This window comes from Streptomyces sp. NPDC020299 (assembly GCF_044387825.1).
Lineage (GTDB): Bacteria > Actinomycetota > Actinomycetes > Streptomycetales > Streptomycetaceae > Streptomyces.
Genome location: NZ_JBIRWL010000004.1, coordinates 195679 through 210189, shown reverse-complemented (window position 1 = coordinate 210189; position 14511 = coordinate 195679). Strand labels below are relative to the sequence as shown.

Annotated in this window: 13 protein-coding genes; 12 read left to right on the top strand and 1 reads right to left on the bottom strand. The window is 70.7% G+C overall.

Annotated elements, in window-relative coordinates:
* Nucleotides 1-5 precede the first annotated feature (5 nt).
* The 8 genes from murG to ACH45E_RS12285 all read left to right on the top strand — a co-directional run bounded on the left by murG (nt 6) and on the right by ACH45E_RS12285 (nt 7274).
* Nucleotides 6-1094 carry an undecaprenyldiphospho-muramoylpentapeptide beta-N-acetylglucosaminyltransferase gene (murG, locus tag ACH45E_RS12320; RefSeq protein ID WP_361437391.1) on the top strand — a complete coding sequence of 363 codons (1089 nt, stop codon included), beginning with the start codon at nt 6-8 and terminating at the stop codon, nt 1092-1094.
* Between the two features lie 26 nt (nt 1095-1120).
* Nucleotides 1121-1924, top strand: a complete 804-nt coding sequence (locus ACH45E_RS12315; RefSeq protein ID WP_361437389.1) for an FtsQ-type POTRA domain-containing protein — start codon at nt 1121-1123, stop codon at nt 1922-1924.
* 289 nt (nt 1925-2213) lie between these two features.
* Nucleotides 2214-3425 carry a cell division protein FtsZ gene (ftsZ, locus tag ACH45E_RS12310; protein ID WP_361437387.1) on the top strand — a complete coding sequence of 404 codons (1212 nt, stop codon included), beginning with the start codon at nt 2214-2216 and terminating at the stop codon, nt 3423-3425.
* A 10-nt stretch (nt 3426-3435) separates the two neighbouring features.
* Nucleotides 3436-4164 (top strand): peptidoglycan editing factor PgeF, encoded by a 729-nt coding sequence (pgeF, locus tag ACH45E_RS12305; protein WP_361437385.1) that lies wholly within the window; start codon nt 3436-3438, stop codon nt 4162-4164.
* 6 nt (nt 4165-4170) lie between these two features.
* Nucleotides 4171-4890, top strand: coding sequence for a YggS family pyridoxal phosphate-dependent enzyme (locus ACH45E_RS12300; protein WP_361437382.1), 720 nt, complete (start codon nt 4171-4173; stop codon nt 4888-4890).
* 129 nt (nt 4891-5019) lie between these two features.
* Nucleotides 5020-5652, top strand: a complete 633-nt coding sequence (locus ACH45E_RS12295) for a cell division protein SepF (protein ID WP_361437380.1) — start codon at nt 5020-5022, stop codon at nt 5650-5652.
* Nucleotides 5653-5702: 50 nt separating this feature from the next.
* The gene (locus ACH45E_RS12290; protein ID WP_132854348.1) at nt 5703-5993 is read left to right on the top strand and encodes a YggT family protein; all 291 of its coding nucleotides are present in this window, start codon (nt 5703-5705) and stop codon (nt 5991-5993) included.
* Nucleotides 5994-6044: 51 nt separating this feature from the next.
* Nucleotides 6045-7274 carry a DivIVA domain-containing protein gene (locus tag ACH45E_RS12285; RefSeq protein ID WP_361437378.1) on the top strand — a complete coding sequence of 410 codons (1230 nt, stop codon included), beginning with the start codon at nt 6045-6047 and terminating at the stop codon, nt 7272-7274.
* Nucleotides 7275-7440: 166 nt separating this feature from the next.
* Here the strand turns inward: ACH45E_RS12285 and ileS are convergent, their stop codons facing one another.
* On the bottom strand, nt 7441-10593 hold the full coding sequence (gene ileS, locus ACH45E_RS12280) for an isoleucine--tRNA ligase (RefSeq protein ID WP_361437376.1): 3153 nt from the start codon (nt 10591-10593) through the stop codon (nt 7441-7443).
* Nucleotides 10594-11217: 624 nt separating this feature from the next.
* On the opposite strand from ileS, the gene ACH45E_RS12275 reads away from it, so the two are divergent.
* The 4 genes from ACH45E_RS12275 (at nt 11218) to ACH45E_RS12260 (ending at nt 14472) form a co-directional block, all read left to right on the top strand.
* Nucleotides 11218-12318, top strand: coding sequence for a TraR/DksA C4-type zinc finger protein (locus tag ACH45E_RS12275; RefSeq protein ID WP_361437373.1), 1101 nt, complete (start codon nt 11218-11220; stop codon nt 12316-12318).
* Between the two features lie 81 nt (nt 12319-12399).
* Nucleotides 12400-12993, top strand: a complete 594-nt coding sequence (gene lspA, locus ACH45E_RS12270; RefSeq protein ID WP_361437371.1) for a signal peptidase II — start codon at nt 12400-12402, stop codon at nt 12991-12993.
* 64 nt (nt 12994-13057) lie between these two features.
* Nucleotides 13058-14002, top strand: coding sequence for an RluA family pseudouridine synthase (locus tag ACH45E_RS12265; RefSeq protein ID WP_361437369.1), 945 nt, complete (start codon nt 13058-13060; stop codon nt 14000-14002).
* Complete coding sequence (locus ACH45E_RS12260; RefSeq protein WP_361437367.1) at nt 13999-14472, top strand: GNAT family N-acetyltransferase; 474 nt, start codon at nt 13999-14001, stop codon at nt 14470-14472. Before ACH45E_RS12265 ends, ACH45E_RS12260 begins: the two co-directional genes overlap by 4 nt.
* Nucleotides 14473-14511: the final 39 nt, after the last annotated feature.

Genomic DNA, 14511 nt, shown 5'->3' with positions numbered 1-14511 from the left:
TTTCGGTGCATGTCGTACTCGCCGGTGGGGGGACCGCCGGCCACATCGAGCCCGCGCTCGCCCTCGCGGACGCCCTGCGCAGGCAGGACCCCACCGTGGGGATCACGGCCCTGGGCACGGAGCGGGGCCTTGAGACCCGGCTCGTCCCGGAGCGCGGCTACGAACTCGCGCTGATCCCGGCGGTGCCGCTGCCCCGCAAGCCCACCCCCGAGCTGATCACCGTCCCGGGCCGGCTGCGCGGCACGATCAAGGCCGCCGAGCAGATCCTGGAGCGCACCAAGGCGGACTGCGTCGTCGGCTTCGGCGGCTACGTCGCCCTGCCCGGCTATCTGGCCGCCAAGCGCCTCGGCGTGCCCATCGTGATCCACGAGGCGAATGCCCGCCCCGGCCTGGCCAACAAGATCGGCTCGCGGTACGCCGCCCGGGTCGCCGTCTCCACGCCCGACAGCAAGCTGCGTGACGCGCGCTACATCGGCATCCCGCTGCGCCGCTCCATCGCCACCCTGGACCGCGCCGCGGCCCGCCCGGAGGCACGCGCGCGCTTCGGTCTCGACCCGAACCTGCCCACGCTGCTCGTCTCCGGCGGCTCGCAGGGCGCCCGCCGCCTCAACGAGGTGGTCCAGCAGGTCGCCCCCTGGCTCCAGCAGGCCGGGATCCAGATCCTGCACGCGGTCGGCCCGAAGAACGAACTGCCACAGGTACACCAGATGCCGGGAATGCCGCCCTACGTCCCGGTACCGTACCTGGACCGGATGGACCTCGCGTACGCCGCGGCCGACATGATGCTCTGCCGCGCGGGCGCGATGACCGTCGCCGAACTCTCCGCCGTCGGGCTCCCGGCCGCCTACGTCCCGCTGCCCATCGGCAACGGCGAGCAGCGGCTGAACGCCCAGCCGGTGGTCAAGGCCGGCGGCGGCCTCCTGGTCGACGACGCGGAACTCACGCCCGAGTGGGTGCAGCAGAACGTCCTGCCCGTGCTCGCCGACCCGCACCGGCTGTACGAGATGTCCCGTGCCGCCGGTGAGTTCGGCCGCCGGGACGCCGACGACCTGCTCGTCGGCATGGTGTACGAGGCGATCGCCTCACGCCGATAGGACGATATGCACGGAGGGCAGTGAGCGTGGCCGGACCGACGACCGCCGAGCGCGGTGATCGCCAGCAGGAGTCGTCCGGCCCGCCGCCGGGAAGGCGGTTGGGGAGACTCCGCTTTCCCCGCCTCCGGGGAGTCGTCGTCCTGGCCGCCGCCCTCGTGCTCCTCGTCTCGGGGGCGGTCTGGCTGCTGTACGGCTCCAAGTGGCTGCGGGTGGAGCGCGTCTCGGTCTCCGGGACGGTGGTCCTGACGCCCGCACAGGTCCGCCAGGCCGCCCGGGTGCCGGTCGGCAAGCCGCTGATTTCCGTGGACACGGATGTCATCGAGGCCCGACTGCGCCGGAAACTGCCCCGAATCGACTCGGTTCAGGTCGTCCGTTCCTGGCCTCACGGAATCGGGCTGAAAGTGACCGAGCGTGTCCCGGTGCTGCTCATGGAGAAGGGCCGGGACTTCGTCGAAGTGGACGACGACGGTGTCCGCTTCGCCACGGTTCCGCAGGCCCCGAACGGCATTCCGACCCTGGAACTGGCCCCGTCCCGCGTCGCTTCCGCCGCCGCGAGCCTGCGCCGCTTCGACCAGGACCGTCTGGTGCGGGAAGCCGTGGGGGTGGCGGGTTACATTCCGGCCACCGTCGCGCGCGAGACACGGGTCGTCAAGGTCCGTTCCTATGACGACATCTCGCTGGAGTTGAGCGGCGGGCGCACGGTGCAGTGGGGCAGCGACGAGAACGGCCGCGCGAAGGCCCGTACCCTCAACGCTCTCATGAAAGCCGCCCCCGGCGCACGGCACTTCGATGTCAGTGTTCCCACCGCGCCTGCGTCATCAGGGAGTTGACGCACATCCGCGCAGGCCAGCACCCTGGTTGGGCACCGCTATGCCTGATCACATAGGGTGAAAAGAAAAACGGGAGGTTCGGCGTGTTCGTTGAACGTGCGCCACTTGTCGACTTAGTGTCCTGTTCAGAAGACTTCATGGAACGGACACACTGGTAACCCTAAACTTCAGGGTTAGGGTTCGGGTCGGCGCTACGGACCGTCCCATTCGGCATCAGTCGTCGGATCGCGAGGCAGCAGTGCTTCTCGACGATTCAGCGACACGTAACTCGAGGCGAGAGGCCTTCGACGTGGCAGCACCGCAGAACTACCTCGCAGTCATCAAAGTCATCGGTGTCGGCGGCGGTGGTGTCAATGCCATCAACCGGATGATCGAGGTCGGTCTCAAGGGCGTCGAGTTCATCGCCATCAACACCGACGCACAGGCGCTGTTGATGAGCGACGCCGACGTCAAGCTCGACGTCGGCCGCGAACTCACCCGCGGACTCGGCGCCGGAGCCAACCCGGCCGTCGGCCGCAAGGCCGCCGAGGATCACCGCGAGGAGATCGAGGAGGTCCTCAAGGGGGCCGACATGGTCTTCGTGACGGCCGGTGAAGGCGGCGGCACCGGCACCGGCGGCGCGCCCGTCGTGGCCAACATCGCCCGCTCCCTGGGCGCCCTCACCATCGGCGTGGTCACCCGCCCGTTCACCTTCGAGGGACGGCGCCGGGCCAACCAGGCCGAGGACGGCATCGCCGAACTCCGCGAAGAGGTCGACACCCTCATCGTCATCCCCAACGACCGGCTGCTGTCCATCTCGGACCGCCAGGTCAGCGTGCTGGACGCGTTCAAGTCCGCGGACCAGGTGCTGCTCTCCGGTGTGCAGGGCATCACGGACCTCATCACCACCCCCGGCCTCATCAACCTCGACTTCGCCGACGTGAAGTCGGTCATGTCCGAGGCCGGTTCCGCCCTCATGGGCATCGGCTCGGCCCGCGGCGACGACCGAGCGGTGGCCGCCGCCGAGATGGCGATCTCCTCGCCGCTCCTCGAGGCCTCCATCGACGGCGCCCGGGGCGTCCTGCTCTCCATCTCCGGCGGCTCCGACCTCGGCCTGTTCGAGATCAACGAGGCCGCCCAGCTGGTCAGCGAGGCCGCCCACCCCGAGGCCAACATCATCTTCGGCGCGGTGATCGACGACGCCCTCGGCGACGAGGTCCGGGTCACGGTGATCGCGGCCGGCTTCGACGGGGGCCAGCCCCCCGCCCGCCGGGACACCGTCCTCGGGTCGGCGTCGTCGTCCTCGTCCTCGGCGCGGCACGACGAGCCGGCCCCGGTACGGCAGCCCGAGAGCCGCCCGTCCTTCGGCTCGCTCGGCAGCGTCACGCCCAAGGAGGAGCCGGAGCTCGCCGCTCCCGAGCCGGTGGCCGAGATCCCGGTCGCTCCGCCGATCCCGCCGGCCCCGCGGACCTACTCGGACAGCGCCGCGGAGGAGCTGGACGTACCGGACTTCCTCAAGTGATCCTCCTGACGTGATAGGACGGCACGACATCGTGAACGGCGCGCACTTCGCCTTCACCGACCGGTGGGGCGGGGTGAGCGCCGTTCCGTACGAGGAGCTGAACCTCGGCGGCGCGGTCGGTGACGACCCCGACGCCGTACGGGACAACCGCGAACTGGCCGCGAAGTCGCTGGGCCTGGACCCGGCGCGGGTGGTCTGGATGAACCAGGTGCACGGGGCGGACGTGGCCGTCGTCGAAGGGCCCTGGGATGCCCGCCCGGTGCCCGAGGTCGACGCGATCGTCACGGCCCGGCGGGGACTCGCCCTGGCGGTGCTCACGGCCGACTGCACTCCGGTGCTGCTCGCCGACCCGGTCGCCGGGATCGCCGCCGCGGCCCACGCGGGCCGGCCCGGCATGGTCGCCGGGGTCGTCCCCGCCGCCGTACGGGCCATGGTCGGGCTCGGCGCCGAGCCGGACCGGATCGTCGCCCGCACCGGACCGGCCGTCTGCGGGCGGTGCTACGAGGTGCCGGAGGCGATGCGCGCCGAGGTGGCCGCCGTCGAACCGGCGGCGTACGCCGAGACGAGTTGGGGCACACCGGCGGTCGACGTGAGCGCCGGAGTGCACGCGCAGCTCGAACGCCTCGGGGTGCGCGACCGGGAGCAGTCGCCGGTGTGCACGCTCGAATCGGGCGATCACTTCTCGTACCGCCGGGACCGCACCACCGGGCGGCTCGCGGGCTATGTGTGGCTGGACTGATCGGACATGACGGATCGTAAGGGTGAACTCGCCGCAAACCTGGCGAGGGTCGAGGAGCGCATCACCGCGGCGTGTGTGGCCGCCGGGCGCAAGCGGGAGGAGGTGACCCTGATCGTGGTCACCAAGACCTACCCGGCGAGCGATGTGCGGGTCCTGTCGGGACTCGGTGTGCGCCACGTCGCGGAGAACCGCGACCAGGACGCGGCCCCGAAGGCCGCCGCCTGTTCGGATCTGCCGCTCTCCTGGCATTTCGTCGGCCAGTTGCAGACCAACAAGGTGCGGTCCGTGGTCGCTTACGCCGATGTCGTGCAGTCCGTCGACCGTGCCAGGCTCGTCACGGCGCTGTCGACGGAGGCCGTGCGGGCCGGGCGGGAGGTGGGGTGCCTCATCCAGGTCGCGCTCGACGCCGGGGAGAGTGCGAGGGGCGAGCGCGGTGGCGTGGCGCCCGGCGGAATCGAGGAGTTGGCCGACCTGGTCGCCGGCGCACCGGGGCTGCGGCTCGACGGGCTGATGACCGTCGCGCCGCTCACCGGGGAGTACGCGGGGCGCCAACGGGCCGCGTTCGAGCGGATGATGGATTTGTCGACCGACCTGCGCCGGGCCCATCCGGCTGCGAACATGGTGTCCGCAGGGATGAGTGCGGACCTCGAGGACGCTGTGGCCGCCGGAGCGACACATGTACGCATCGGCACTGCGGTACTCGGAGTCCGCCCCAGGCTCGGGTAACGTCGCCAAGAAGTCGGACCACAGCAGAAAATATGGTCAATGTCGCCTAAAGGCGTGCAGAACGACCTCGTGGATCGCGGGCACTTGGCGGTCGTCAGCGGATCCACCACAGAGCGGAGGACTCAGAGCATGGCCGGCGCGATGCGCAAGATGGCGGTCTACCTCGGCCTCGTGGAGGACGATGGGTACGACGGCCGCGGTTTTGACCCCGACGACGACTTCGAGCCCGAACTGGACCCGGAGCCCGAGCGGGACCATCGACGGCACGAGCCGTCACACCAGTCGCATCAGTCCCAAAGGGACGAAGCGGTACGAGTCGTGCAGCCTCCCGCGCAGCGCGACCCGATTCCTCATGCCGCTTCGCTCCCCGCGGAATCGGGACGCCCGGCGCGGATCGCGCCCGTGTCGTCCATCACACAAGAACGCCAGTCCCTGGAGAAGAACGCACCGGTGATCATGCCCAAGGTCGTGTCGGAACGAGAGCCTTACCGGATCACCACGCTTCATCCCCGGACCTACAACGAGGCCCGTACCATCGGGGAACACTTCCGCGAGGGCACCCCGGTGATCATGAACCTGACTGAGATGGATGACACAGACGCGAAGCGACTTGTCGACTTTGCGGCCGGTTTGGTGTTTGGTCTTCATGGCAGCATCGAGCGGGTGACGCAGAAGGTGTTTCTGTTGTCTCCTGCTAACGTCGATGTCACGGCGGAGGACAAGGCCCGCATCGCAGAGGGCGGGTTCTTCAACCAGAGCTGAGAAGTACGCCCGGAACGAAGCACGAAGCAGGGGAGAGGGAAGCACAATCCATGAGCGTGTTCGCGCAGGTGATCTACATCGCGCTGATGGTGTTCCTCATCGTGCTCATCTTCCGGCTGGTCATGGACTACGTCTTCCAGTTCGCCCGCTCGTGGCAACCTGGCAAGGCCATGGTGGTCGTACTGGAGGCCACCTACACTGTCACCGATCCACCGCTGAAGCTTCTGCGGCGGTTCATTCCGCCGCTGCGTCTCGGGGGCGTGGCGCTAGACCTGTCCTTCTTCGTACTGATGATCATCGTCTACATCCTGATCTCCATCGTGGGAAACCTGGTGGGGTGAAAGTGGACGAAAGGTCTTGCCGACTGCCGATGACTACGTTGAGGTGAAGAGATGCCGTTGACCCCCGAGGACGTGCGGAACAAGCAGTTCACGACCGTCCGCCTCCGAGAAGGCTATGACGAGGACGAGGTCGATGCCTTCCTCGACGAGGTCGAAGCCGAACTGACCCGTCTGCTCCGCGAGAACGAGGACCTGCGCGCCAAGCTGGCCGCGGCCACGCGCGCGGCCGCGCAGAACCAGCAGAACATGCGCAAGCCCCCGGAGCAGGACCAGCAGCAGGGCGGTATGCAGCAAGGCGGTATGCAGCAGGGCGGTATGCAGCAAGGCGGTATGCAGCAGGGTGGCATGCAGCAAGGCGGCATGCCACAGGGCGGTATGCAGCAGGGCGGTATGCCGCAGCAGGGCATGCGAGGTCCCGGCGCTCCGGTGCCCGCCGGAATATCGGGCCCGCCGCAGCAGCAGATGGGTGGCCCCATGGGTGGCCCGCCCCAGCTGCCGAGCGGTGCCCCGCAGCTGCCCGCCGGCCCCGGCGGTCAGGGCGGTCCGCAGGGTCCCGGCCCGATGGGTCAGGGTCCGATGGGCCAGGGCCCGATGGGTGGTCAGCCCCCCATGCAGCAGCAGATGGGCGGTCCGATGGGCGGCCCCATGGGCGGTCCGATGGGCGGCCCCGGTCAGGGCCCCGGTGGCGACAGCGCCGCCCGAGTCCTCTCGCTGGCTCAGCAGACCGCCGACCAGGCGATCGCCGAGGCCCGCTCCGAGGCCAACAAGATCGTCGGTGAGGCCCGCAGCCGCGCCGAGGGTCTCGAGCGTGACGCCCGCGCCAAGGCCGACGCGCTCGAGCGGGACGCGCAGGAGAAGCACCGCGTCGCCATGGGCTCCCTGGAGTCCGCGCGCGCCACGCTGGAGCGCAAGGTCGAGGACCTGCGTGGCTTCGAGCGCGAGTACCGCACGCGCCTGAAGTCGTACCTCGAGTCCCAGCTGCGCCAGCTGGAGACCCAGGCCGACGACTCCCTGGCTCCGCCGCGCACTCCGGCCACGGCGTCCCTGCCGCCGTCCCCGGCGCCCTCCATGGCCCCGGCCGGCGCGAGCGCCCCGTCCTACGGCGGCAACCAGAGCATGGGCGGTCCGCCGAGCCCCGCTGCCCCGTCCTACGGCGGCCAGCAGCAGATGACCCCGGCGATGACCCAGCCGATGGCCCCGGTCCGTCCGCAGGGCCCGTCGCCGATGGGCCAGGCTCCCTCGCCGATGCGCGGGTTCCTGATCGATGAGGACGACAACTGACGGCCGGCACGGTCAGTAGTACGCCGTAGGCGTCGGCAGCGTTCAGGGAGGGGCCCCGGACTTCGGTCCGGGGCCCCTCCCTTTTGACGTGTGTCTGACGTGTGCTGACGCCGAAGGCCCGGTCCCCCAGGGGACCGGGCCTTCGGCGTGCCGCTGTCTACGCCGTCTACGCCTTGCGCAGGCGGAAGGTGAGGGACAGGCCCTCGTCGGTGAACGGGTCGCCGTAGGAGCCGTCCGCCTCGCCCTCAGAGCTGTGCTCATTCACGAAGGCCGTGGCCAGGACCTCGTCGGCGATCAGGGGCGCGTGCTCGGTCAGGGCCGCGACGACCGCCGGGTCCGTGGAGGTCCAGCGCAGCGCGATACGGTCGGCCACGTCGAGGCCGCTGTTCTTGCGGGCCTCCTGGATCAGCCGGATCGCGTCACGGGCCAGGCCCGCCTGCCGCAGCTCCTCGGTGATCTCCAGGTCGAGCGCGACCGTGGCACCGGAGTCGGACGCCACCGACCAGCCTTCGCGCGGGGTCTCGGTGATGATCACCTCGTCGGGGGCGAGGGCGATCGTCTCGCCGTCGACCTCCACCGACGCCGTGCCCTCGCGCAGCGCCAGGGACAGCGCGGCGGCGTCGGCCGCGGCGACCGCCTTCGCCACGTCCTGGACGCGCTTGCCGAACCGCTTGCCCAGCGCGCGGAAGTTCGCCTTCGCCGTGGTGTCGACCAGCGAGCCGCCGACCTCGCTCAGCGAGGCGAGCGCCTCGACGTTGAGCTCCTCGGTGATCTGCGCGTGCAGTTCGGTGTCGAGGGCGTCGAAGCCGGTCGCCGCGACGAGCGCGCGCCTCAGCGGCTGGCGCGTCTTCACGCCCGACTCCGCGCGCGTGGCGCGACCCAGCTCCACCAGGCGGCGGACCAGGACCATCTGCTTCGACAGCACCGGGTCGATCGCCGACAGGTCCGCCTCGGGCCAGGCGGCCAGGTGCACGGACTCGGGGGCGCCGGGGCTGACCGGCACCACCAGGTCCTGCCAGACCCGCTCGGTGATGAACGGCGTCAGCGGGGCCATCAGCTTGGTGACCGTCTCGACGACCTCGTGCAGGGTGCGCAGCGCCGCCTTGTCGCCCTGCCAGAAGCGGCGGCGGGAGCGGCGGACGTACCAGTTGGACAGGTCGTCGACGAAGGCCGACAGCAGCTTGCCGGCGCGCTGGGTGTCGTAGGCCTCCAGGGACTGGGTGACCTGGTCGGTCAGCGCGTGCAGTTCGGACAGCAGCCAGCGGTCCAGCAGCGGCCGGTCGGCCGGGGCCGGGTCGGCCGCACTGGGCGCCCAGCCGGAGGTGCGGGCGTACAGGGCCTGGAAGGCGACCGTGTTCCAGTACGTGAGGAGGGTCTTGCGGACGACCTCCTGGATCGTGCCGTGACCCACCCGGCGGGCCGCCCAGGGGGAGCCGCCGGCCGCCATGAACCAGCGCACCGCGTCCGCGCCGTGCCGGTCCATGAGCGGGATCGGCTCCAGGGTGTTGCCCAGGTGCTTGGACATCTTGCGGCCGTCCTCGGCGAGGATGTGGCCCAGGCAGACGACGTTCTCGTACGACGACTTGTCGAAGACCAGGGTGCCGACCGCCATGAGGGTGTAGAACCACCCGCGCGTCTGGTCGATGGCCTCGGAGATGAACTGCGCCGGGTACCGGCTCTCGAACAGCTCCTTGTTCTGGTACGGGTAGCCCCACTGCGCGAACGGCATCGACCCCGAGTCGTACCAGGCGTCGATGACCTCCGGCACGCGCGTGGCCGTCTTCGCGCACTGCGGGCAGGCGAAGGTGACCTCGTCGATGAACGGGCGGTGCGGGTCGAGCCCGGACTGGTCGGTGCCGGTCAGCTCGGTCAGCTGCGCGCGGGAGCCGACGCAGGTGAGGTGGTCGTCCTCGCAGCGCCAGATCGGCAGCGGGGTGCCCCAGTAGCGGTTGCGGGACAGCGCCCAGTCGATGTTGTTGTTCAGCCAGTCGCCGTACCGGCCGTGCTTGACGGTCTCCGGGAACCAGTTGGTCCGCTCGTTCTCCTGGAGCAGCCGGTCCTTGATGGCCGTGGTGCGGATGTACCAGGACGGCTGCGCGTAGTAGAGCAGCGCGGTGTGGCAGCGCCAGCAGTGCGGGTAGCTGTGCTCGTACGGCAGGTGCTTGAAGAGCAGGCCGCGCTGCTGGAGGTCCTCGGTGAGCTTTTCGTCCGCCTTCTTGAAGAAGACGCCGCCGACCAGCGGGACGCCCTCCTCGAAGGTGCCGTCGGGGCGGACGGGGTTCACGACCGGCAGGCCGTAGGCGCGGCAGACCTTGAGGTCGTCCTCACCGAAGGCGGGGGACTGGTGGACCAGGCCCGTACCGTCCTCGGTGGTGACGTAGTCGGCGTTGACGACAAAATGGGCCGGTGCCGGGAACTCAACGAGCTCGAGCGGACGTTGATACGTCCAGCGCTCCATTTCGGCGCCGGTGAAGGTCTGACCCGTGGTCTCCCAGCCCTCGCCGAGCGCCTTGGCGACGAGCGGCTCGGCGACGACGAGCTTCTCCTCGCCGTCGGTGGCGACGACGTAGGTGACCTCGGGGTGGGCGGCGACGGCGGTGTTGGACACCAGGGTCCACGGGGTGGTCGTCCACACCAGGAGCGCGGCTTCGCCGGCGAGCGGACCGGAGGTGAGCGGGAAACGGACGTACACGGAGGGGTCGACGACCGTCTCGTAGCCCTGCGCCAGCTCGTGGTCCGACAGGCCGGTTCCGCAGCGGGGGCACCAGGGGGCGACGCGGTGGTCCTGGACCAGCAGGCCCTTGTCGAAGATCTCCTTCAGCGACCACCAGACGGACTCGATGTACGCCGGGTCCATGGTGCGGTAGGCGCCGTCGAGGTCCGTCCAGTACCCCATGCGGGTCGTCAGCGCGGAGAAGGCGTCCGTGTGCCGGGTCACCGACTCGCGGCACTTGGCGTTGAACTCGGCGATGCCGTACGCCTCGATGTCCTGCTTGCCGGAGAAGCCCAGCTCCTTCTCGACCGCCAGCTCCACCGGGAGGCCGTGGCAGTCCCAGCCGGCCTTGCGGGCCACGTGGTAGCCGCGCATGGTGCGGAAGCGGGGGAAGACGTCCTTGAAGACGCGGGCCTCGATGTGGTGGGCGCCGGGCATGCCGTTGGCGGTGGGCGGGCCCTCGTAGAACACCCACTCCGGGCGGCCCTCGGACTGCTCCAGACTCTTGGCGAAGATCTTCTGCTCGCGCCAGAAGTCGAGCACCGCGTGCTCGAGCGCGGGCAGGTCGACCTGGGCGGGTACCTGGCGGTACGTCGGCGCTGTCATCAGCGAGCTTCCTCCAACGGACTTGCTGCCTTCCGTCGGAGGGACGAGAGCCGTATCGGCTACGTGCGCCGGGTGCGGCGCGCTCCCGCGGTACCACCCTCCTTGGCTCCCCGTGCGCCGTATGCGCCGGTGAGCCCCCTCATTGGGGTCGCGATGCCGGTTCTACCGGCCCCTGGGCCTGCGCTGGGGCTTTCTTCCGGCGGCTCCGGGGTGATCTTCACGTCGCGCTCGCCCCCGGGCTTCCACCGTCCCCGGGTCGCTCTGGGCTGCGTACGCCGCTACTCGTCCCCATCCACGCTTTTCGCTCCGCCCAGTGTACGGCGCACCGGCGACAGCGGCAGACCGATTTCGGGTGCGGGGACGGTGCGGGGAGGCCGTCGACGGGGAAGGGTTGATATGTCCTGAATGTGACCTGAATGGCGAGGTACGCGTGTTCGGATCCTGGGATGCCCTGCTCGGCGGATTACCCGGCTGGGAGCTGGGCACAACGCATGCAGGCTTGTCGCGCGGGGGTCGCGAGGCGGGCGGATCGGGCGGCGTGCCCCGTTGCCGCGGGACTCAAGTCGATTTATCGTCCCAGCACGATTCGCGAGCAAGATCACAATATGTGAAGGGGCCGCGGCCATGGTGGCGAAGAAGACCGCCGTACAGCAGTCGGCGGCGCCCGGCAGGGCCAGGGGAGCGGTTGCGGGTGCCTCCGGCGGGACGACGTCGTCCGCCAAGGGGGCTGCCGAGAAGAACGCGGGTGGGGCGGGGAAGAAGCCGGTCGCCAGGAAGAGCACCGCCAAGAAGGCGACGGCAGCCGCCAAGGGCGGTTCCGGGAAGGCCGCGGCACCGGCCGAGGAGACCGGCCCGCCGAAGGCCACGGCCAGGAAGACCGGCACCGGCCCGGCCACGACCAGGAAGGCGGGCGCCGCGGAAGCCGCGGCGAAGCGGACCGACACCGGGGCACGGGGTGGCAAGGAGCCCCGCACCGAGGCGCCGGGCGGCAGGACACCCCAGGCCAAGGCGCCGGGCGGCAGGAAACCCGGCCTCAGGGAACGGGGCGGCGAGAAGACCGGCAGCAAGGAACCGGGCGGCAGGAAACCCGGCGCTGACACGGCCGGTGCGGGAGGGGGCGGCGCCGCGAAGGTGGGCGCCGCGCAGACGGCAGGACAGCAGGCGGGCACCGAGGAGGCGGTGGCCGGGAAGAGATCGGCCAAGAAGGCGGGCGCGGCGCAGACCGCGAAGCAGACGGGAGCCACGACGGTGGTTGCGAAGAAGACTCCTGGCACGGCCACGGCGGCGAAGGCCGCAGTCCCCAAGGCGCGCCTCACCGCGGTGGACCCCGGCGACCTCGCGGTGCGCCCCGGTGAGGACCCCTGGACCTCCGAGGAGGTGGAGGAGGCGCGTGCCGAACTGCAGTCCGAGGAGGGGCGGCTCAGCGCCGAGATCACCGCCTCGGAACAGTCCATCGTGGGGCTCATGCGGGACTCCGGGGACGGTGCCGGCGACGACCAGGCCGACACCGGCACCAAGAACATCACGCGCGAGCACGAGATGGCGCTGGCCGCCAACGCGCGCGAGATGCTGATCCAGACCGAGCGTGCCCTGGAACGGCTGGACGCGGGCACGTACGGCCTGTGCGAGAACTGCGGCGACCCCATCGGCAAGGCCCGCATGCAGGCCTTCCCACGGGCGACCCTGTGCGTGGAGTGCAAGCAGAAGCAGGAACGCCGGTACTGAGCCGGTGCCGACCGGCACGGGGGCCCGCCAGGGCGTGCCGTAGTCTCGTGTGCAGTCAGGTACCTAGGTTGAGGGACTCACGTGGCAGAGGCGGAACACATCATCGGTACGCCGGACACCCCGGAAGCTCCGGGAGCGGGACACGATGAGGCCGCGGCGACCGCGGCGACCCCGGCCGAGCGGCCCCGGGGACGGCGCCGGATCGCCGTGCTGTTCTCGGTGGCCGCCTTCGCCTACGCCCTCGACCTGGTCAGCAAGCTGATCGTGGTGGCGAAGCTGGAGCACCACGCGTCGGTCGAGGTCATCGGGGACTGGCTGGAGTTCACCGCCATCCGCAACGCGGGCGCGGCCTTCAGCTTCGGGCAGGCCTACACGGTCATCTTCACGGTCATCGCGGCCGCCGTGATCGTGGTGATCATCCGCCTCGCCCGCAAGCTCTACAGCCTGCCCTGGGCGATCGCGCTGGGCCTGCTGCTCGGCGGCGCGCTCGGCAACCTGACCGACCGGATCTTCCGCTCGCCGGGGATCTTCCAGGGCGAGGTCATCGACTTCATCGCCCCCAAGGGCTTCGCGGTGTTCAACCTCGCCGACTCGGCGATCGTCTGCGGCGGCGTCCTGATCGTCCTGCTGTCCTTCCGCGGCCTGGACCCGGACGGCACCGTCCACAAGGACTGAGCCCCGGGTCGCGTTGTCCACAGGCTCGTCCGGGGCCGTCGGGCCCGTCCGGCATACTCGTCGGGTGAGCACCCTTCCCGAGATCCGTACCCTGCCCGTGCCCGACGGCCTGGAGGGCGAGCGCGTCGACGCCGCCATCTCCCGCATGTTCGGCTTCTCCCGTACCAAGGCGGCCGAGCTTGCCGCGGCGGGAAAGGTCCAGGTGGACGGCTCGGTGGTCGGCAAGTCCGAGCGGGTGCGCGGCGGGGCCTGGCTGGAGGTCGAGATGCCGGGGGCGCCCGCGCCCGTGCAGATCGTCGCGGAACCCGTCGAGGGCATGGAGATCGTGCACGACGACGATGACGTGGTCGTGATCGTGAAGCCCGTGGGCGTGGCCGCGCACCCGTCGCCGGGCTGGACCGGACCGACCGTCATCGGCGGCCTCGCCGCCGCCGGGTACCGGATCTCCACCTCCGGGGCCGCCGAGCGCCAGGGCATCGTGCACCGCCTGGACGTGGGCACGTCCGGCCTGATGGTGGTCGCCAAGTCCGAGTACGCGTACACGTCGCTCAAACGCCAGTTCAAGGAGCGCACGGTCGACAAGCGGTACCACACGCTCGTCCAGGGCCACCCGGACCCGACCAGCGGCACCATCGACGCCCCGATCGGCCGCCACCCCAACCACGACTACAAGTGGGCCGTCACCGCGGACGGCAAGCCCTCCGTGACCCACTACGACCTCATCGAGGCGTTCCGCGCCGCCTCCCTGCTGGACGTGAAGCTGGAGACCGGCCGCACCCACCAGATCCGTGTCCACATGTCCGCGCACCGCCACCCGTGCGTCGGCGACCTGACCTACGGCGCCGACCCCACGCTCGCCAAGCGGCTGCGCCTGACCCGCCAGTGGCTGCACGCCGTACGGCTCGGTTTCGAGCACCCCGGGGACGGCCGGTGGGTCGAGTTCGAGTGCGGTTACCCGGAGGATCTGCAGACGGCGCTCGACCAGGTCCGCGAGGAGACCTACGGATGAGTGGCACGCCGTACACCGTGCGGATCGCCGAGGCCCCGGCCGACCGGGAGGCCTGCTTCGCGGTGCGCAAGGAGGTCTTCGTCGCCGAACAGGGCGTCCCCGAGGACATCGAGTACGACGCCCATGACGCCGCCGCCGTGCACGTCCTGGCGGTCCGGGAGGACGGCGTGCCGCTGGGCACCGGACGGCTGCTGCACGGCGCGGCGGCCGCCGCGCTGACCGGCGGCGGGGACGCCTCGGTGGGTTCCCTGGGACGGCTCGCCGTCACCGGTCGGGCACGCGGCCTGGGCGTCGGCGTGGCCCTGGTGCGGGCCATCGAGGACGCGGCACGCGCGCGCGGCCTGACGGCCGTCGACCTGCACGCGCAGACCCACGCGCTGGGCTTCTACGAGCGGCTCGGATACGAGGCGTACGGGCCGGAGTACCCGGAGGCGGGCATCCCGCACCGGGCGATGCGGCGCACGCTGTAGCCCCGGGGGCCGGACGGCCCGTGGGGGCGGGGGCATGGC